Origin of the sequence: Streptomyces sp. CG 926, assembly GCF_003148825.1 — a bacterium.
Classification (GTDB): domain Bacteria; phylum Actinomycetota; class Actinomycetes; order Streptomycetales; family Streptomycetaceae; genus Streptomyces.
In genome coordinates, this window is sequence record NZ_QGGZ01000003.1 from 94,026 (window position 1) to 113,089 (window position 19,064).

The window sequence follows — 19,064 nt, forward strand, 5'->3', positions numbered from 1 at the left end:
GCAGGCAGGTACCAGGAGGGACACCGTGCAGAACCCGTACCAACAGCCGACCCACCCCGGCGGCCTGTACCCGCCGCCGCTCCAGGCGCCGCGGGAGCCCGACACCGTTGCCGGCGGGGGTCGGACCGGCAGAAGACGGCGCGTCGTCGGGATCTGCGCCCTGACCGCCCTGGCGGTCGTCGCCGCCGGGACCGGCGTCGCACTCGGCGTCCGCGAGAACCGGGCCCGCGCCTCGGCGGTGGCCGCGGCGTCGGCGGCGGACCCGACTAGGCCGCTCGTCGCAGGCTGGAAGACCGTGATCAACCCCACGCACGGCACCGCGTTCGACGTCCCGCCGGGGTGGGAGGTCCTCGAACCCCAGGTCTTCAGCGGCTATGAGGACAGCAAGGACCGGGAGAAGGTCCTCATCGGGCACACGGCGCCCGCCTTCTACAAGTCCCGGTGGTGCACCGTCGACGGCGACGGCGACGGCTCGGTCTCGGACGTCCGGCTCGCCAACACCGGCACCAAGGGCGCCGGCGGCGCCAAGGACCCCGCCGACATCGCCGTGAAGGAGGCACCCACCTGGGTCTACGCCGCCTACACCCAGCCGGACAAGAGCGTGGTCACGTCCGACAAGCCGGTGGCGTTCACCACGAAGTCGGGGGTCAAGGGGAGTTACGTCAGGGCGCGCTCCTCGGGCGCCGCGCGGACCGACCCCTGCGCGGGCGACGGCCAGGCGATCGTCTTCGGCTTCCGCAACTCCCGGGGCGACCTCGTCTCCTGGGACTTCTACGGCCGCACGGGGGTCCCGGGGGCCGTCGACGACGCCCTGATCATGCGCATCCTGAGCACGGTCCGCCTGGCGGGCGACCCGAAGGACCCCGGCCCCGGGCCGTGATCGCCCGGGGCCGTCCGCCCGGCGTCCCGGGCGGCGGCTCCGGGCGGTCGTCCCGGCCCGGTCTCACCCCTTCAGGAGACGGGCCTCGGCCTCCTCGGTGAGGCCGTCCGCGAGGCTCAGCTCGGCCGGCGGGACCGACCGCTGCCAGTCCCAGGTGTCGGCGACCGTCTCGGACACCGGGCGGCAGACCAGGCCCGTGGCGTGGGCCCGGGAGACGTCACCGGCGTGGATCGCGGCGTGGAAGTCCGAGCCGGGCGGGGCCCAGACGGGGAGGTCGGTCCACGGGGAGACCTCGGCGGCGGCGATCGCCTCGGGGGAGGTCCAGCGCAGCTCGGCGGCGGCGCCCGTGACGCGTACGCAGAGGTCGAGGAGCTCACCGATGGTGGTGTGGCCCGGCTGCGAGACGAGGTTGTACGGGCCGTGCAGGGAGGACTCCAGCGCGTCCAGGAGCCAGGCCGCGAGGTCGCGTACGTCGACGTACTGGAGCGGGGTGTCCTGCGGACCGGGGGCCGGGACCTCTCCGCCCCGGGCGATGCGCGACAGCCACCACGGCAGGCGGCCCGCGTTCTCGCGCGGGCCCAGGATCAGGCCCGGCCGCACCAGCAGGGTGCGGGCCTCGCCGAACGCGCGCAGCACAGCCAGTTCCGACCCCCGCTTGTCGGCCGCGAAGTCGGTCGCCTCCGCGTCCGGATCGCCCTCGGCCAGGGGCCCGAACTCGTCCAGCCCCGCCGGCACCGGCCAGGCGTACACCGAGCGGCTGGAGACGAAGGCGTGGCGGCCGGTACGGCCCGCCAGCAGGTCGGCCGCGTCGCGGACCACGGTCGGGGCGCCCGACCAGGTGTCGACGACGGCGTCCCACTCCCCCGTCGCGAGGGCGGCCAGGCCGTCCGCGCGCGTGCGGTCGCCGTGGCGGACCCGTACGCCGGGCGGGGCCGGGTGCTCGCCCCGGTGGAAGACGGTCACGTCCCAGCCCCGGGCGACCGCGCCCTCGGCGACGGCGCGCCCCGCGAAGTCCGTTCCGCCCAGCAGCAGCAGCCTCATCCTGGTTCCTCTCCGTGGAGCCGAGTTCGTCCGTCGTGTCGTGCGGCGCGCGAACGCCGCCGAGGGCCGTGGGGCCGCCGGCGGCGTTCGGCGCGGATCCCCGGTCAGCGGGCGGTGCGGTCCCGGTACGCCGCGAAGCGCTCGGCGATCTCCTGGGCGCGGCCCTCGGCCTCCGAGAGCTTCATCTCGGCGCAGTCGTAGCCGAGTTCCTCCTTCATGATCGCCATGGCGGAGGGCTCGAAGACGACGGTGCCGTCCGCGCGGATCTCGCTGATGCCGTCGTGCAGCTGCCCGGAGACGTTGATGGCGTGGGCCTCGTCCGCCGTCATGCCGTCGGGGAGCAGCGCGCGGAACTTGCCGTTCTCGATCGCCACCGGGTAGCCGCCGAGCGCACCGTCCGCGCCGGGCGCGTGGACCACCGCGTCGCGTTCGTCGGCGAGCGGCTCCAGGACGCTGAGCGCGGAGGAGGCGGTCATCGTCTGGCCGGGCAGGCCGCCGGTGCGGCGGTACGCGCCGGGCAGGCGGTTCAGGAGCTCCGCGACGTCCAGCTCTCCGGTGACGTCACGCCCGTCGAGGCGGATGCCGAGGCCCATGCCGGCGGGGCCGCTGCTGCCGGTGCGGGACAGTCGGTGCGAGACGTAGTGGTGGGCCACCAGGCGGACCTCGACGTCGGCCGTGCTGCGGCCGAGCTCGTCGGCGGCCACCGCGGTGATGCCGGGGACGTTGTTGGCGACGTTGCCGATGCCGATGTGCGGGGAGAGGCCGACCGCGGTGAGCGCGGGGTGCACGGCGTCGGGGTAGGCGGCGTTGACGACCACGGCCTGGGTGCCGGAGAGACGGACGGCCTCCATGGCCTTCATCACCGGAACGAGGTGCATGGGCAGCCACGGGCCGTAGTTGGCGGCGTAGACCCGCTGGAAGGCGTCCTGCTGGAGGGTGGAGATGACCCACCAGGACTGGTAGCTGACGGCCAGGAAGATGATGTCGGGGTCGAAGGCGGATATCCGCTCGGCGGTGCGCGCCACGTCCGTGATGTCGGTCCGGGCGTGGCTGACCTCGTTGGTCCAGCCGCGCTGGACGCTGCAGAAGCGCGTCAGGTTGGCGGCCTTCAGGACGGTCTCCTCGTCGCGGCCGACGAGCTGGACGTGGCGCGGGTTCGGGCTGTGCGCCAGCTCGTGGAAGACACGGCGGCCGATGTCGCCGGCACCCAGGACCATGATCTTGCGGGCGTTGTTCATGAGGTACCTCCGAAGGGCGCGGCAGCGGCGAAGGGGGTGGCGGCGGGGGCCATCAGGTGGGCGTCGCGGACGAGTCGGGGCAGTGCGCGCATGGACGGGAAGGTGAGGGCGCCCTCCCGGTGGGGCGGGGTGGCCGGGTCGGCGGTGTACTGCAGGACCCGCATCCCGGCGGCCACGGCGGCGTCCACGCCGACCGGGCTGTCCTCGACCACGACGCACTCGTCGGGCGTGACGCCACACCTCTCGGCGGCCCAGCGGAACAGCCTCGGGTCGGGCTTCCACGCGTCGACGTCGTACGCGGAGAAGAGCCGGGCGCCGAAGTGGTGCAGGATCCCGGCCTTCTCCAGGCGGCTGCGCATGATGGCGAGCGGGCTGTTGGAGGCCACGCACATGCGCTCGCCCACGGCGGCGGTGAGCTGTTCGAGGGCGTACGCGACACCGTCGATGGGCTCGATCCGGTCGCCGATCAGCTCCTCGCACCGGGCGCGGGCGATCACCATGGCGTCCTGCGGCGGGGCGTTGCCCGACAGGTCCGCCATCAGGTCGAAGCACTCCTGCATCTTCTTGCCGGAGAACAGCTCGTCCCTCTGGTCCTTGTCCAGCCGCAGGCCCATCATCTCGCCGACGTGCGCGATCCCGCCGTTCTCGGCGTCCTGCGTGTCCACGAGGACGCCGTCCAGGTCGAAGACGACGAACTCGTCGGCTCGTACGGGGAACTCACTCATAGTCGATCCAGTCCACGCTCTCGATGGCGGCGACGGTCGCGGCCAGTTCCTCATGGGTGGCGGCGGAGCCGATGACGGCCGCCGTGTTGCCGCGTGCGCCGATCCGCCAGTCCACGTCCGCGCCGGGCTCGGCGAGGACGACGACCCGGTCGACGTGGGCGAGGCGGCGCAGCGCGGAGACGCCCCGGATGGCGCGCACCCGGCGGGCGCCGACGGGCGGCACGGTCAGGTAGTGGAAGGCGATCGGTCCGCCCTGCTTGACCTCGGGGGTCTGGTACGGGAGGCCGAGCGCGGCGGCGACCGCCACGTACGCGGGGTCGGAGGTGCCGGAACGGACGGCGAGGTCGTCGACCCAGGCGCCGAGCCGGCCGTTGACCTCGATGACCCGGGGGCCGTCGGCGGTCAGTTTGATCTCGACGTCGGCGACGCCGTGGATGTTCAGGGCGCGGACCGCGCGGCAGGCGAGATCGCGGACCGCCCGCTCCTCGTCCTCGGGCACGACGGAGAAGCCGCCGTAGCCGCCGCGCTCGCGGAACGGCTCGGCCAGCGCGAACTTGCTGGTGACGAAGACCGGTCGGACGTCGTCGCCGTCGGCCACGCAGTCCACGGCGATGTAGTCGCCCCAGGGCGCCGGGGTGGGCCGCCCGACCAGGAGCTCCTCCAGCATCACGGCGGTCTCGGCGGGTCCGCCGTCGGAGCCGGTGAAGATCGCCGCGAGGGCGGCCCGGCACTCCTCGGGGGTGGCGACGGCCTGCGTGTTGCGGCTGGACGCGCCGATCACCGGCTTGATGATGGCCGGCAGCCCGACGTGGGCGATCGCCTCGTCGGCCTGGGCGGGGTCGGTCAGGGTACGGAAGCGCACGCTGTCCACGCCCGCCTCGGCGAACCGCTCGCGCTGCAGGTCCTTGTGGGTGATCGCGTCGACGTCGGCCGGCCGGTGGTAGCGCAGACCGAGCGCCTCGGCGAGCCGCACGGTCGGGGCGATCCGGAACTCGCTGAAGGTGATGATGCCCGCCGGGGCGAGCGCGCGCAGCTCCGTCTCGGTCTGCTCCTCGGTGCGCCCCGCGGTGTTCACCACGGTGCCGACCATCTCCAGGGTCGGGATCATCTCCTGGGCGTGCGCGGTGTCCGCGGTCACGAACACCAGGTCGCAGCCGGCCTGCCGGGCCGCCTCGGCGAGCCGGGTGGGTGCGAGGCTGCCGACGTCGTAGACGACGAGCAGCACGGGGCGGGTGGGGGTCGCGGTCATGGGTCAGCCTCCGGCCGGGAACGCGCCGGTGCGGCGGGCGACGGTCAGGGCCCCCGCGAGCGACTCGACGGTCGAGTAGGTGAACAGGGTGCGTACCGGGATCTCCAGCCCGAAGTCCTCCTGGAGCCGCAGCGCCACCCGGGTCGCGGTCAGGGAGTCGCCGCCCAGGTCGAAGAAGTCGTCCTCGGCCCCGACCTCGTCGGCGTACAGCGTCTCGGCCCACACCCGGGCCACCGCCCGCTCGGCGGGGGTGCGCGGGGCGATGAACTCGGCTTCCAGGCCGGTGCGTTCGCCGTCGGGCGCCGGTAGCGCCTTGCGGTCGGTCTTGCCGCTGGTGGTCAGCGGCATCCGGTCCAGGAAGACGTACGTACCGGGCACCATGTAGCCGGGCAGGGTGCGCCCGCACCGGTCGCGCAGCGCGCCGATGCCGGGCACCGGGCGGCCGGACACCGGGACGACGTACGCCACGAGCGTCTTCTCGCCGGGGACGTCCTCGCGGACCGTGACGACGCAGGAGTCGACGTCCTCGTGGGCCAGCAGCGCGGCCTCGATCTCGCCGAGCTCGATGCGGAAGCCGCGCACCTTGACCTGGTGGTCGAGGCGGCCGAGGAACTCCAGGTCGCCGCCGGGCAGCCAGCGCACCAGGTCGCCGGTGCGGTAGACCCGGCCGTCCGCGAACGGGTTCGGGGTGAAGCGCTCGGCGGTCAGGTCGTCGCGGCCGAGGTAGCCGCGGGCCACGCCGGCGCCGCCGATGAGCAGTTCGCCGGGTACGCCGACGGGGACCGGGCGGTCCGCGTCGTCGACGACGTACAGCTCGGTGCCGGCGGTGGGGCGGCCGATGGGGACCGTACCGGTGGTGTCGGTGATCTCGGCGACGGAGGCGTAGACGGTGGTCTCCGTCGGGCCGTAGCCGTTGAGGACGCGGGTGCCGGCGCGCAGCATCCGGGCGGCCAGTTCGGCGGGCAGGGCCTCTCCGGCGGCGAAGATCTCCAGGGCGCGCGGCCGGTCGCCGAGGGCGTCCAGGAGCGGGCGCAGCGCGGACGGTGTGGCCTGTACGAGGGTGACGGCGTGCCGGTCGATCAGCTCGACGAGGGCCGGCGGGTTGTGGATCTGGTCCTGGTACGCGCCGACGATCCGGCCGCCGGTGATCAGCGGCAGGAACATCTCGACGCCCGCGATGTCGAAGGTGGCCGAGGTGGTGAACAGGACCCGCTCGTTCGCCGGCGCCGGGAAGGTCTCCCGCATGCCGCACAGCAGGTTGCCGAGGCCGCCCCGGGTGACGGCGACGCCCTTGGGGGTGCCGGTGGAGCCGGAGGTGTAGAGGACGTAGGCGAGGTGCTCGGGCCCGGCGGCAGCCGCCGGTTCCACCACGGGGGAGGCGGCGATCGCCGCGGCGTCGGAGTCGAGCGCGACGAGGTGTCGCGACCCCGCGCCGTCGCCGCCGGACAGCCGGCCGCGCAGCGACTCCTGGGTGACGACCACCGGCGCGGCCGTGTCCCGCAGGACGAACTCCAGGCGGTCGACCGGGTGCTGGGGGTCGAGCGGCACGTAGGCCGCGCCCGAGCGGAGCACCGCGAGCAGCGCCACGATCAGTTCGGTGCCGCGCTCCAGGCAGACCGCGACCGGCACGTCCGGGCCGGCGCCGAGGCCGCGCAGGTGGTGGGCGAGGCGGTCGGCGCGGGCGTCGAGCTCCCGGTAGCCGACCTCCTCGGCGCCGAAGACGACGGCGACGGCGTCGGGTACGCGCCCGGCCTGCTCGGCGACCAGAGCGGCCACGTCCACGCCGTCGGCCTCCGCCGCGGGGAACGCGGCGCGGCCGCGGCCCCAGCCGGTGAGCAGCAGCTCGCGCTCGGCGGCGCCGAGCGGGTCGAGCCCCTCCAGTGCGATCCGGGGGGCCTCCGCGACGGCGGTGAGCAGGGTGAGGTAGCCGTCGGTGAGCCGCTCGGCGCTCGCCGCGTCGAACAGCTCGGCGGCGTACTCGACGCGCAGGCCGAGGCCCTCGCGGCCGGCCGCCGGGTCCAGGACCAGGGTCAGGTCGGGCGGGCAGCCGCCCTCGGCCCGGTGGGCCGGCGCGTCCGTGAACAGGGCCTGGACCACGGGGTGGTGGCCGTCGGCCGGCGGCCCGAAGGCGGCGGCGAGGCGGGTCACCGGCAGCGCGGCGGCCCGGCCGCGGGTCAGCGCGGCGTCGGTCCGCACGACAAGCTCGGCGAAGGCCGGGCCGGCGGTCAGGTCGGCGCGGACGACCGCCAGGGCGCCGTCGGGGCCCGGGACGCCCACCGCGAGGTCGCCGCGGCGGGTCCAGCGGCCGAGCAGCACCTGGTAGGCGGCGAGCAGTACGGACGACAGCGGGGCGCCGTACTCGGCGGCCGCCTTGTCCAGCCCCTGCGCCGTGCCGGCCGGAACGGTGCGGGTGACGTGGCCCAGGGCGCCGGTACGCGCCGAGGGGCGCGGCCGGTCGGTGGCCGGCTCCAGCGGTTCCAGGCCCGCCAGTTCGGTACGCCAGTACTCCAGCGCGTCGGTCATGACCCCTCCGTCGTGTCGAGGATCCGCGCCAGTGCCTTGCGGTCCGTCTTTCCGTTGTCGTTGAGCGGCAGCCCGCCCGGCAGGTGGGTGAGCGAGGCGGGCACCATGTGCAGCGGGAGCAGCTCGCGCAGCCAGGCGTCGAACCGCTCGGGGTCCACCTCGCGGCCCGCGTAGGCGCCGACCAGCTCGGTCTCGCCGTCCGGGCCGGGCAGGGCGAGCACCGCGGCGTCGATGACGTGCGGGTGGCGGTGCACGGCCGCCTCTACCTCGCCGAGCTCGATACGGAAGCCGCGCACCTTGACCTGCTGGTCGAGGCGGCCCCGGTGCACGTAGAGCCCGTTCTCGCGCCGGACCCGGTCACCGGTGCGGTACCAGTGGCGGTCGGTCAGCGCGGTGCTGCCGTCGTAGTCCGTGGCGGGGCCGCCGTCGGGCTCGTACGCCACGAACCGCCCGGCGTTCTCACGCGGGTCGAGGTAGCCGCCGAAGCGCTGCGCGCCGCGCACGCACAGCTCGCCCTCCTCGGCCGCCAGACCGTCCGCGTCCAGCAGCACCATCTCGTTGCCGGGGAAGGGGACGCCGATCGGCACGGTGCCGTTGGAGAACTCCGGCCACCGCGCACTGGGCCCGGACAGGTCGTGGTGGGTGCAGCACACCGTCAGCTCGGTGGGCCCGTACACGTTGTGGATCACGGTGTTCGGGGCGACCGCGCGCCACAGTTCGGCGTGCTGCGCGGTGACCGGCTCGGCGCCGAACATGCTGTGCCGCAGGTTCACGGCGCGGCCCAGGGGCAGGTTGCCGAGCCGCTGCGCCTCGCGGATCACCGAGGGCACCGAGAACCAGTGGGTGAGCTCGCGCTCGACGACGAAGTCGATCGGCCGGTAGAGGTCGGCGGCGAGCGGCACCACCAGGGTGGCGCCGCCGCCCCAGGTCGCGAACAGGTCGATGACGCTCGCGTCGAAGGTCAGGCCGAAGGTCTGGGTGAGCCGGGCGCCCGGCGCTATCTCGTACCGCTCGATGTTGTGCGCGAGGAACAGCGAGGTGTTCCGGTGGCGGATCGGCACGCCCTTGGGCTGGCCGGTGGAACCCGATGTGAACATCAGGTACGCCTCACGGTCCGGGTCGTCCGGGACCGGCGGCAGCGACCGCTCCAGTACGTCGCTCGCCGTCCCGGAGACCCGCTCGTCCTCGTCGAGTGCGAGGACGGTCGGCCGGTGACGTTCGGGCAGCCGCGTGAACAGCTCGGCGGACCGGGTGTCCACCAGGGCCACCTCGACACCGGCCCGCTGGGCGATGTCGAGATTGCGCTGGGCGGGGTAGTCGGGGTTGAGCGGGACGAGGCTCGCGCCGAGCCGCTGGATCGCCAGGTAGCCGGCGTAGGCGGCGACCGAGCGGGTGGCGGCGAGCGCCACCCGGGTGGGCGGCGAGCCGTGCTTGGCGGCGATGCGGTCGGCGAGGGTGAGCGCGAGGGCGCGCAGCTCGCCGTAGGTCAGTACCTCGTCGCCGATCTCCAGGGCGGGCAGGCCCGGCTGCCGCAGGGCCGTTCCCTCGAACCACTGGTAGAGCGTGCGCTGTTGCACGTCGTCGTTCATCGCTTCCTCGGTATCGGTGTGCTGGTCCGTCGGGCGTCGCCGCGGGCGCGCATGGCCTCGGCGCGGGCCTGGGCCCGGCTCTGCCCGCGCTCCCCGGCGGCCGAGGGGGCGTCCGGGGCGGGGACGCCGCCCAGGAAGGCGGCCATGGCCTTGACCGTGGAGTGCCGGAACAGGTCCACCACGTCGACCTCGCGGTCCAGTGCGCCGCGCAGCCGGTCCCGCAGTCGGATCAGGAGCAGCGAGTTGCCTCCCACGTCGAAGAAGTTCTCCGAGGCGCCGACGGTGCGGCCCAACACCTGCTCCCAGGCCGCCGCGACGGTCCGCTCGGTGTCGGTCGCCGGGTGTGCGTCGGCCCCGTCGGCCGGCTGTGCGGCCTCGGCGGCGGCCGCCTCGGCGATCAGCTTCGCGATCGCCTCCCGGTCGGGGCGTCCGCCCGGCAGCAGCGGCAGCCGGCCGGCCAGGTGCAGCCGGGCGGGCAGCAGATGGCCGGGCAGCAGGTCCCGCAGGTGGGTACGGAGTACGTCGACGGTCAGGTCCGCGCCCGGCCGGGTCGCCACGGCCGCCGCGAGCGAGCCGTCCGCCGGGTCGATGAGGACCTGGGCCCGGGCGACGCCCCGGTGCGCGAGCAGCGCGGCCTCGACGTCGAGGGCGGCCACGCGGACGCCCCGTACCAGGGCGTGGTCGGCGGCCCGGCCGGCGAAGACGAACCGCCCGTCGGGGAGCCGGCGGGCCAGGTCGCCGGTGGCGAACAGCCGTGCGCCGGGCTCGCCGCCGAACGGGTCGGGCAGGAAGCGTTCGGCGGTGCGGCCGCCCCGGTCCAGGTAGCCGCGGGTGACGGCCGGGCCGCCGATGTGCAGCTCACCGATCGCGCCGGTGGCCGCGATCGCGCCACGCGCGTCCAGGACGTAGGCCGTGGCTGTGGCCGGCGGTCCCAGCGGCAGGGGGCCGTGGTCCTCCCCCTGCGGGGTGCGGGCCGGGCCCGCGAGGACGGGGCCGGCCGTCTCGGCGCAGCCGTAGAGCTGGTGCACGTCCGTGGCCCCGGCGGCCAGCGCGGCCGCGAGGGTGCCGGGGAACAGCGGCTCGCCCGTGCTGAGTACGGGGATCCGCGCACCGCCGGTGAGCAGCCCGGCCAGCTCGGCGGGGGCCGCGAGCACGGTGGCCTCGTCGCCGCCGGTGGGGACGACCGCGCGGCCGCCCCGGGTCAGCGGGCCGAACAGCTCCAGGAACGCGGCCGGTGAGTCCGGGGCCGCCAGCTGGGCCACCGCGTCGAGGGCGGAGGCGGGCAGCTCGCGGTGGGCCCAGCGCAGCCGGGACACCAGGTTGCGGTGCTCGGCGACGACCGCGCGCGGCTCGCCGGTGACACCGGCCGTGCGCAGCACCCAGGCGGCGCCCCGCGCGGTGACCCGTACGGCCCGCGGCGCCGTCCCGGACGCGTCGTCGGCGGCGTCCTGCGCGTCGAGCACGTCGACCCGGGTGTGGTCGAACAGCGCGCCGGAGTACGCGTCGGCGAGGACGGTGCGCAGCCCCGCGTCGTCCACGGCGAGCCGCAACAGGAACGCGGGCAGCTCCGGGTCGAGCGGTACGCAGATCCCGCCCGCCCGGACCACGCCCAGCTGGGCGGCGGCCAGCGCGAAGGACTTCGGGGCGCACACCCCGACCGGGGTCTCGGGGCCGACCCCGAGCGCCCCGAGGCGCGCCGCCACCCGGTCCGCCGCGCGGTCGAGTTCGCGGTACGTCCAGGTGCGCGTCCCCGCGGCCACGGCGACCGCGTCGGGGGTGCGGGCGATCTGCTCGGCGACCAGCTCGTGCAGGGTGCCCGGGGCCCCGTCCTCGTACGCGGCCCCGGGCGCCGGGGCCTCGGTGCGCAGCAGAGCGGAGACCCGGGCCTTCGGGTCCGCGCCGATCCGCTCCAGGACCAGGCGCAACCGGTCGAGCAGCAGCCCGACGGTGGCCTCGTCGAAGAGGTCGGTGCGGTAGTCCGCGAGGGCCAGCAGGCCGTGCTCGCCCTCCACGGTGTCGATCGCCAGATCGGTCTTCATGGTGGGCAGGCGCAGCTCGGCCGCCCCGAACCGGGAGCCGGCCGCCTCGTGGAGGGGCGCCGCCGGCGCGTGCGTGTACATGACCTGGTAGAGCGGGTGGTAGCTCGGGTCGCGGGCGATCCCGAGCCGGTCCATGACCTCGTCGACGAGCAGGTCGGGGTGGTCGAGGGCGTCCAGGAGGTCGCCTCGCACCCGGCCGATCAGGTCGGTGAACTCCGGGTCGTCGGCGAGCTCGCCGCGCAGGACGACGGGCCGGGTGAGGTAGCCGATGACACCGGCGCTCTCGGTGGTGTCGCGGCCGGAGACGGCCATGCCGGTGAGCACGTCGGTGCCGCCGTACTGGCTGAGCACCACGTCCACGGCGGCCTTGAGCACCATGAACAGGCTGGCGCGCTTGGTGCGGGCCAGCCGGCGCAGGGGCTCCACGACCGGCTCGGGGACCACGGTGGTCACCCGGGCCCCGGTGTGCCCGGCGCGTGCCCGGCGGGGCCCGGCGAGCGGCAGTTCGAGGAGGGCGGGGGCGCCGGCCAGGCGCTGTGTCCAGTAGGCCAGCCGTTCGGGCGCGGCCTCCTCGTCCTGTGCGGTGCGCGCGGCGAGGAACTCCCCGTACCCGACGGCGGGCCGGGGCAGGGGTTCGGTCCGGCCGGTCGCGAACGCCTCGTACAGGGCGACGAGTTCGGTGGTGAACAGCTCCAGCGAGGCCCCGTCGAACACGATGTGGTGGACGCCGACGAGGAGCTGGTGGCTCAGCGGGGACAGGCGCAGCAGCTCGGCCCGCAGCAGCGGTCCGCCGTCGAGGTCGAAGGGGGTGCGGACGAAGGCGTCCGCGCGGGCGGCCGCCTCCTCCCGCGTCACGTCGACCGGGTCGAGGGCGATCGGGGCGGGCGCCCCGATCCGCTGTACGGGCTCGCCGTCGGCGTCCCGCTCGATCCGCACCCGCAGCGCGTCGTGGCGCCGGACGAGGGCGTCCAGGGCCTGCCGCAGGGCGTCGACGTCGAGCGGGCCCTCGACGGTGATCGCGAAGGGGATGCTGAAGAACGGGTCGGCGGGCCGGAGTTGTCCCAGCGCCCACAGCCGCCGCTGGGCGGGTGTCAGCGGGAGGGCGGGCAGGGGAAGGGCGGGCGGGGGAAGCGTGCTCATGCGACGGCCTCCGGTTCCGGGGCGCCCGCTCGGTCACCGCGGCCGCCGCGCAGCCGGGGGACGAGCAGGACGAGGGCCGCGACGACCAGGACGGCGCCGGCCACCACGATGGAGTCGGCGATGCCGACGAGCCCGGCGAGCAGGCCTCCGACGACCACGCCGAGGACGGTGAAGTTGACCATCAGGGCGTTGAGCAGGCCGACGCCGCGTCCGCGCAGCTCCTCGGGCAGGTCGCTGAGCAGGGTGTTGGCGACCGGCACCTGGAAGAGCCCCGAACCGAGCCCGGCCAGGACGCACCAGAGCAGGACGACGATCAGACCGAGTACGCCCTGGTCGGTGGCGTCCCACACGGTGCCCGTGGGGGCGAGCAGCAGCAGGGAGGCGCCGAAGAGCACGATCGACCCGATGAGCAGTCCCCGGTCGGAGTACCGGCGCACCAGCGGCGGGCCGGTGAGCGCGCCGATCACACAGCCCGCGCCGAAGCCGGCCTGCGCCAGTCCGTACTCGAAGGCCGGCAGCTCGAAGACGCTCAGGAGCTGGGAGTTGAGGTTGGTGGTGAACAGGCCGAGGACCAGCATCACCGGCACCATGACGATCGCCAGGAAGCGCAGCGAGGGCACGGCGAGCACACCCGAGATGCCGGTGCGCAGCGACTGCCAGTACCCCTCGCGGCCGCTGTCGGCGCCCCGCACGGGCACCTCCCGCAGGACCGCCATGCTGGCGAGCAGCAGCGCCGAGACCACGAACGTCACGGCGTCGAGCACGAAGACCGTGGTGACGCTGCCGAAGGCGATGAGCAGTCCGCCGAGCGCCGGGCCCACCAGGTTGAGGGTGTGGTTGGTGGACTGGAAGAGGGCGACCGCCGTGGGGATGCTGTGCCCGCGCACGATCAGCGGGATCGCGGTGATGCGGGCCGTCTCGAAGAAGGCCTTGGCGATGCCGCTGAGCAGGATGAGGACGAGCAGCAGCAGCGGGGAGTCCCGTACGACGATCATCGCGAGCACCAGGGCGACGCGGACCAGGTCCGAGCCGACCATGAGCAGCCGGGCCGGCAGCCGGTCGGCCAACGGGCCCACGAACGCGCCGAGCACACCGAAGGGCAGCAGCTGCGCGATGACGACCAGGGAGACGTACAGGACCGGGTCGTCGGTCTCGGTGGCCACCACGTAGATCAGGGTGATCTTGGTGATGGCGTCACCGAGGAAGGAGGCGACGACGGCCGACCAGTACCGGATGTAGGTCCGGTCCTTCAGCAGCTCAAGCATGGTTCTCCCCGCCGTTCCCGGCCGCGCCGCCCAGTACCTCGTTCAGGACGTCGGCGACGCCCTCGATGTGGGGGTGGCGCATCATCGTGTAGTGGTTGCCGCCGACCGTGCGGACGTCGAAGTGCTGTCCGGTCAGCTCGGTCCAGGAGGTGGCGAGGTCCCACTCCTCCTCGTCGGCGCGGATCAGCGTGACCTTGCCCTTGACGGGGTCGGGCCGGAAGTTCCACACCAGGCGCAGGTTGGCGACCCACAGCTCGTAGATGCCCTGGATCTGCTCACGGCCGGCGTCCGGCGGCAGGTAGTCGCAGTCGCGGGCGATGCCGAGCAGGTAGTCGAGGTGCTCGCCCTCGTCCATGGCCTGGAGCTCGGCGAGCGGCTTGAGGCGCTGCCCGTAGTCCCACTGCAGGTTGGCGGCGATGGCCTCGACGATCTCGGCCGGGTCCGGCTCGGAACCGGCCGGTACGACGGCGGGCGCGTGCGCGTCCATCATGACCACCGACACCTCGGCGCCGCTCTTCTCCAGCTCCCCCGCGACGGCGAAGGCGTTGGCACCGCCGTAGCACCAGCCGGCCACCGTGTACGGGCCCTCGGGCTGGGTCTCGCGGATCAGCGCGGCGTACTGGGCGGCGCGGTCGCCGAAGCCGGTGAACGGCAGCTCGCCGCCGGTGGGCGGCGGCGAGGCCAGCGCGTACAGCGGGCGCCCGGCCGGCTCGACGAGCGCGGCGAACGGCATGTAGCAGACGACCTCGCTGCCGGCCGGGTGGGCGAAGAACACCGGGGAGCCGGCGCCGCCGTCACCGGAGCCGAGCTCGACCAGGTGCACCCCGGTCTCGTCCTGGTAGCCCTCGCGCAGCATCCGGGCGAACCGCTCGACGGTGGCGCCCCGGAAGATCGCCGCCATCGGGAGCTGCTGACCGAACCGCTTCTCGATCTCCGCCATCAGCCGCAGGACGAGCAGCGAGTGACCGCCCAGGTCGAAGAACCGGTCGTGCAGGCCGATCGGGGAGACCCCGAGGACCTCCTCCCAGATGTGCGCGACCTCCAGCTCGACGGCGTCGCGCGGCGGCACGTAGCTCGCGGCGTCGCGTTCGACGGCGGGGGCGGGCAGGGCCCTACGGTCGATCTTGCCGCTGGTGTTGAGCGGGAAGGTCTCCAGCCGGACGATCGCGGCGGGGACCATGTAGTCGGGCAGGAACCCGCGCAGGTGCTCGCGCAGGTCCTCGGCGGTCACCGCCTCGTCGGCGGACTCGACGTAGCCGGTGAGCCGCTTGTCGCCGGGGCGGTCCTCGCGGACCAGGGCGACCGCGCGGCGCACCGCCGGGTGCTCCTCCAGCCGGGCCTCGATCTCGCCCAGCTCGATGCGGAAGCCGCGCAGCTTGACCTGGCCGTCGTCACGGCCGAGGAAGACGAGCGTGCCGTCCTCGCGCAGCCGCGCCTTGTCGCCGGTGCAGTAGAGGCGGGCGCCGGAGCGGCCGCCGAACGGGTCGGGAACGAACCGCTCCGCGGTCAGGCCGGGCCGGCCGCGGTAGCCGCGGGCGACCCCGGTGCCGCCCAGGTACAGGTCGCCGGGCATGCCGACGGGGACCGGGGCGAGCCGGTCGTCCAGGACGTACACCTGGGTGTTGTCGAGCGGCCGGCCGATGGAGATCTGCTCGGTGCCGCTGTCCAGGCGCCGGAAGGTGGACCAGATGGTGGTCTCGGTCGGCCCGTACACGTTCCAGGTGCGGCCGGGTTCGCGGACCAACTGCTCGGCCAAGGCGGGCGGCAGGGCCTCACCACCGACCAGGACGCGCAGCGAGCCGTCGTTTCGCCAGCCCGCCTCCACCAGCAGGTGCCAGGTGGCGGGGGTGGCCTGCATGACCGTGGCACCGGTCTCGGCGAGCAGCTCGGCGAGCCGCCGGCCGTCGACGGCCTGCTCCTTGGTGACGACGTGCACCCGGGCCCCGCTGATCAGCGGGGCGTACAGCTCCAGGCCCGCGATGTCGAAGGTGACGGGGGTGACGGCGGCGAGCGTGTCGCCGGGGGCCAGCCCGGTCTCCCGGGCCATCGCCAGGAGCAGGTTGACCAGGTTGCGGTGGGTCACCTCGACGCCCTTGGGGCGGCCGGTGGAACCCGAGGTGAAGATGACGTACGCGAGGCGGTCCTCGCCGGAGGCGGGCTGCGCCGGGACGGCGGGCGCGGCGGCGATCGCCTGCGCGTCGGTGTCCAGGCGGATCCGCTCGCCGGGGCAGTCGGCGAGCGCGCCGAGCAGACCCTCGCGGGTGAGCAGGAAGCCGGTGCCGGCGTCGCCGGTCATGTCGGCCAGGCGCTGCGCCGGGTAGGCGGCGTCGAGCGGCAGGTAGGCGCCGCCCGACATGACCACGCCGAGCAGGGCGACGACGAGGTCCACCGAGCGGTCCAGGCAGACGCCGACGACGGTCTCGGGGGCGACGCCCCGCGCCTGCAGATGGGACGCCAGCCGGCCGGAGCGGTCCAGGAGTTCGCCGTACGTCAGGCGCTCGTCGCCGCAGGAGACGGCGACCGCGTCGGGGGTGGCGGCGGCCTGGCGACGGACCAGCTCGTCCAGGCCGAGGCCCGGCTCGCGTGCGGCCTCGGTGCTGTTCCACTCGACGAGCAGGGTGTGCGCCTCGTCGGCGTCGACCAGGGACAGGTCCTCGACGGTGCGTGCGGCGTCCTCGGTCATCTGCTCCAGGAGCCGCACGACCTGGCGGGCCATCCGCGCCATGGTGCTCTCGTCGAACAGGTCGGTGTTGTACTCGAACAGGCCGTGCAGGTGGTCCGCGGCGAGCTGCGGGTCGTCGAGGAACCCGAGGAACACGTCGTCCTTCGCGGTGGCGTTGTCGAGCATCAGCTCCTCCACGCGCAGCCCGGCCATCGGCGGCGGGTCCTCGTGGACGAAGTCCACCAGGATGAAGGAGGCCTGGTAGATCGGCGTACGACTGGGGTCGCGGGGGATGTCGAGCTCGTCCAGCAGGGTGCCGAACGGGATGTCGAAGTGGTCGAAGGCGCCCAGCATGGTGGAGCGGGTCGCCTGGAGCAGCTCGCGCACCGTCATCGCGGGCGAGACGGTGGTGCGCAGCGGCAGCATCGTGAGGAAGTAGCCGATCATCGGCTCGGTCTCGGGCCGGCCGCGGGTGGAGGAGGTGGTGCCGACGACCACGTCCTGCTGGCCGGTGAGCCGGTGCAGCAGGGTCTTCCAGGCGGCGAGCAGCACGATGTTGATCGTGACGTCCTCGCGCTTGGCGAGGTCGCGGATCGCCTGGGTCAGCTCGGGGGTGAGCGGGAACTGGTAGCGGGCGCCGTTGGAGGTCATGACCGGCGGGCGCGGCCGGTCGGTGGGCAGCTCCAGGACCAGTTCGGCGCCTTCGAGCTTCTTCTTCCAGTACGGCAGGTGCTTGTGCCGGACCTCCTCGCGCAGCCACTGCGGCTGCCACTCGGAGTAGTCCGCGTAGTGCACCTCGACGGGCGGCAGCCGCGGCTCCCGGCCCGTCGCGAACGCCGTGTAGAACTCGGCGAACTCGGCGTTGAAGATGCCCATCGAGCCGCGGTCCCAGACCAGGTGGTCGACGGTGCCGACGAGCACGTGCTCGTCGTCGGCGACCCGCAGCATCGCGATGCGCAGCAGCGGTCCCTCGACGAGGTCGAAGGGGGCGCGCATCTCCTCGGTGGCCAGGCGCGTCAGCTCCGCCTCGCGCTCCTCCTGCGGTACGGAGCGCAGGTCGACGTGGCGGACCGGCACCTCCATGGCGGGGTGGACGACCTGGACGGGCGCGTGACCGTCCTGCTCGAAGGTGGTGCGCAGGGCCTCGTGGCGCCGCACGAAGGCGTCGGTGGCGCGCTGGAGGGCGTCCCGGTCCAGCTCGCCGTGCAGCTTCGAGGCGAAGTAGACGTTGTAGAGCGGGTCATCGGCGTCGAACTGGTGGATCAGCCAGATGCGCTCCTGGTCCACGGTGAGCGGGATCCGGTCGCCGCCCGTGCGCCGGGGGATGGGGCCGGCCGTCGCGGGCGTCTGCGCCCGCTCGCGCATCTTCTTGTCCAAAAGGGCCCGTTGGGCGGGCGTGAGGCCGGCGAGCCGGTCGGCGAGTTCGGTCACGACTGGTCTCCTTCGGTACAGGCCTCGGCGGCCCGGTACCGGTTCTTGAGTTCGGTGAGGTGTTCCAGGCCCTTGACGACCTGGCCCGGCGCGAGGCCGAAGTCGACCAGGCAGGCCACCTCGTCCACGCCGATGTCGACCAGGTCCTCGATCAGGGACTCGCACTTGTCGGGCGTACCGAGCAGCGCGAGCGTGTCGAAGTACCGCTCGAAGGTGGCGTTCAGCATCACGTCGCGCTCGGCCTCGGAGAGCTTGGAGTACTCGCTGCCGAAGCTGTCCTGCTGCGCGAGGAAGGTCTTGAGGTAGCCGGTCAGCGGCTCCCGCACGATCTCCCGGGCGCTCTCGTCGTCGGAGTCCAGGAACGTGTGCACCATCGCGGTGACCTTGGCGCGGGACGGGTCGTGCCCGGCCCCGACGAGCGCCTCGCGGTAGGCGGCGATCTTGTCCTTGAGGTCGGCGGGCCGCTGGGCGACCAGACCGGTCAGCAGGTACGCGCCCGCCTCACCGGCCTTGACGAACGTCTCGGGGCTGCCCTGCGCCGACACCCACACCGGGAGTTCGGCCTGGATCGGGCGCGGCAGGGTGCGTACCGACTGGAGCGAGCCGTCGGCGCGGGGCAGTTCGACGCTCTCCCCGGCCCACAGCCGCCGGATCGTGGCGATCGCCTCGAACATCTCCTCCTTGCGGCGCGGGTAGCGCTGCTGCCCGTCACCGGGGGCCAGGAGGAAGTCGTCGGGGTGCCAGCCGGAGGCCGCCGAGATCGCGGCCCGACCGCCGGACAGGTTGTCGACGACCGCCCACTCCTCGGCGACGCGCACCGGGTGGTGCAGCGGCAGCACACAGCTGCCCGCCCGGATCTGGATCGACTGCGTCTGTACGGCGATGGCCGCGGCCAGCACCGACGGGTTGGGGTAGAGGCCGCCGAAGTCCACGAAGTGCCGCTCGGGCACCCAGATCCCGGCGAAGCCGTTGGCGTCGGCGATCCGGGCGCTCTCCATCAGCAGGTCGTACTTGCCCGGACCGGCGGCGGTGCCGTCGCCGGAGAAGAAGAAGAGGCTGAACTCCATGGTGCTGTCGGGGCGCCGGGTGCGGCGCGGCGCTGCGCTCGGCCGGGCGCCGGCCTGCTGCCCCGCGTCCACGGTGGCGGGCGCCTTGAGGCCGCGCTCGCGCATCGCGCGCAGCAGGACCTCGCGCTGGTCCGGGCTCAAGGAGGCGAGCCGCTCCTGGAGCATGCGGGCCTGCGCCGCCTCGGCGTCGATGGTCGTCTTCTCGTCAGCCATGG

The 19,064-nt window shown here is 74.2% G+C and carries 11 protein-coding genes; 1 reads left to right on the plus strand and 10 read right to left on the minus strand.

All coding sequences use genetic code 11. The annotated features are described in order from the left end of the window. Window positions 1–25: 25 nt before the first annotated feature. On the plus strand, window positions 26–880 hold the full coding sequence (locus BCL76_RS09005; RefSeq protein ID WP_109778986.1) for a hypothetical protein: 855 nt from the start codon (window positions 26–28) through the stop codon (window positions 878–880). Between the two features lie 63 nt (window positions 881–943). Here the strand turns inward: BCL76_RS09005 and BCL76_RS09010 are convergent, their stop codons facing one another. From BCL76_RS09010 to BCL76_RS09055, 10 genes are all read right to left on the minus strand, one after another. Continuing rightward, a complete protein-coding gene (locus BCL76_RS09010) occupies window positions 944–1,921 on the minus strand; it encodes an NAD-dependent epimerase/dehydratase family protein (RefSeq protein WP_109778987.1) in 978 nt (325 codons plus the stop codon). 104 nt (window positions 1,922–2,025) lie between these two features. Next, window positions 2,026–3,159, minus strand: coding sequence for a hypothetical protein (locus tag BCL76_RS09015; protein WP_109778988.1), 1,134 nt, complete (start codon window positions 3,157–3,159; stop codon window positions 2,026–2,028). After that, window positions 3,156–3,884 carry an HAD family hydrolase gene (locus tag BCL76_RS38860; RefSeq protein WP_181382483.1) on the minus strand — a complete coding sequence of 243 codons (729 nt, stop codon included), beginning with the start codon at window positions 3,882–3,884 and terminating at the stop codon, window positions 3,156–3,158. Before BCL76_RS38860 ends, BCL76_RS09015 begins: the two co-directional genes overlap by 4 nt. Then, window positions 3,877–5,133: an ATP-grasp domain-containing protein gene (locus BCL76_RS09025; RefSeq protein ID WP_109778989.1), complete on the minus strand. Its 1,257-nt coding sequence runs from the start codon at window positions 5,131–5,133 to the stop codon at window positions 3,877–3,879. Before BCL76_RS09025 ends, BCL76_RS38860 begins: the two co-directional genes overlap by 8 nt. A 3-nt stretch (window positions 5,134–5,136) precedes the next feature. Beyond that, entirely contained in the window at window positions 5,137–7,656 is a 2,520-nt protein-coding gene (locus tag BCL76_RS09030) for a non-ribosomal peptide synthetase (protein ID WP_109778990.1), read from the minus strand. Next, window positions 7,653–9,245 carry an amino acid adenylation domain-containing protein gene (locus BCL76_RS09035; protein WP_109778991.1) on the minus strand — a complete coding sequence of 531 codons (1,593 nt, stop codon included), beginning with the start codon at window positions 9,243–9,245 and terminating at the stop codon, window positions 7,653–7,655. Before BCL76_RS09035 ends, BCL76_RS09030 begins: the two co-directional genes overlap by 4 nt. Continuing rightward, complete coding sequence (locus BCL76_RS09040; protein WP_109778992.1) at window positions 9,242–12,424, minus strand: condensation domain-containing protein; 3,183 nt, start codon at window positions 12,422–12,424, stop codon at window positions 9,242–9,244. Before BCL76_RS09040 ends, BCL76_RS09035 begins: the two co-directional genes overlap by 4 nt. After that, window positions 12,421–13,689 carry an MFS transporter gene (locus BCL76_RS09045; protein ID WP_109778993.1) on the minus strand — a complete coding sequence of 423 codons (1,269 nt, stop codon included), beginning with the start codon at window positions 13,687–13,689 and terminating at the stop codon, window positions 12,421–12,423. The genes BCL76_RS09040 and BCL76_RS09045 overlap by 4 nt, the downstream gene beginning before the upstream one ends. Then, window positions 13,682–17,782: a non-ribosomal peptide synthetase gene (locus tag BCL76_RS09050; RefSeq protein ID WP_109778994.1), complete on the minus strand. Its 4,101-nt coding sequence runs from the start codon at window positions 17,780–17,782 to the stop codon at window positions 13,682–13,684. The genes BCL76_RS09045 and BCL76_RS09050 overlap by 8 nt, the downstream gene beginning before the upstream one ends. After that, on the minus strand, window positions 17,779–19,062 hold the full coding sequence (locus BCL76_RS09055; RefSeq protein ID WP_258309483.1) for a MupA/Atu3671 family FMN-dependent luciferase-like monooxygenase: 1,284 nt from the start codon (window positions 19,060–19,062) through the stop codon (window positions 17,779–17,781). The genes BCL76_RS09050 and BCL76_RS09055 overlap by 4 nt, the downstream gene beginning before the upstream one ends. Window positions 19,063–19,064 lie beyond the last annotated feature (2 nt).

Excerpts from the sequence above, each read along its gene's own strand:
- BCL76_RS09035 (WP_109778991.1), bottom strand. The coding sequence starts at position 9,245 with ATGAACGACGACGTGCAACAGCGCACGCTCTACCAGTGGTTCGAGGGA.
- BCL76_RS09015 (WP_109778988.1), bottom strand. The coding sequence starts at position 3,159 with ATGAACAACGCCCGCAAGATCATGGTCCTGGGTGCCGGCGACATCGGC.
- BCL76_RS09010 (WP_109778987.1), bottom strand. The coding sequence starts at position 1,921 with ATGAGGCTGCTGCTGCTGGGCGGAACGGACTTCGCGGGGCGCGCCGTC.
- BCL76_RS38860 (WP_181382483.1), bottom strand. The coding sequence starts at position 3,884 with ATGAGTGAGTTCCCCGTACGAGCCGACGAGTTCGTCGTCTTCGACCTG.
- BCL76_RS09055 (WP_258309483.1), bottom strand. The coding sequence starts at position 19,062 with ATGGCTGACGAGAAGACGACCATCGACGCCGAGGCGGCGCAGGCCCGC.
- BCL76_RS09045 (WP_109778993.1), bottom strand. The coding sequence starts at position 13,689 with ATGCTTGAGCTGCTGAAGGACCGGACCTACATCCGGTACTGGTCGGCC.
- BCL76_RS09025 (WP_109778989.1), bottom strand. The coding sequence starts at position 5,133 with ATGACCGCGACCCCCACCCGCCCCGTGCTGCTCGTCGTCTACGACGTC.
- BCL76_RS09040 (WP_109778992.1), bottom strand. The coding sequence starts at position 12,424 with ATGAGCACGCTTCCCCCGCCCGCCCTTCCCCTGCCCGCCCTCCCGCTG.
- BCL76_RS09030 (WP_109778990.1), bottom strand. The coding sequence starts at position 7,656 with ATGACCGACGCGCTGGAGTACTGGCGTACCGAACTGGCGGGCCTGGAA.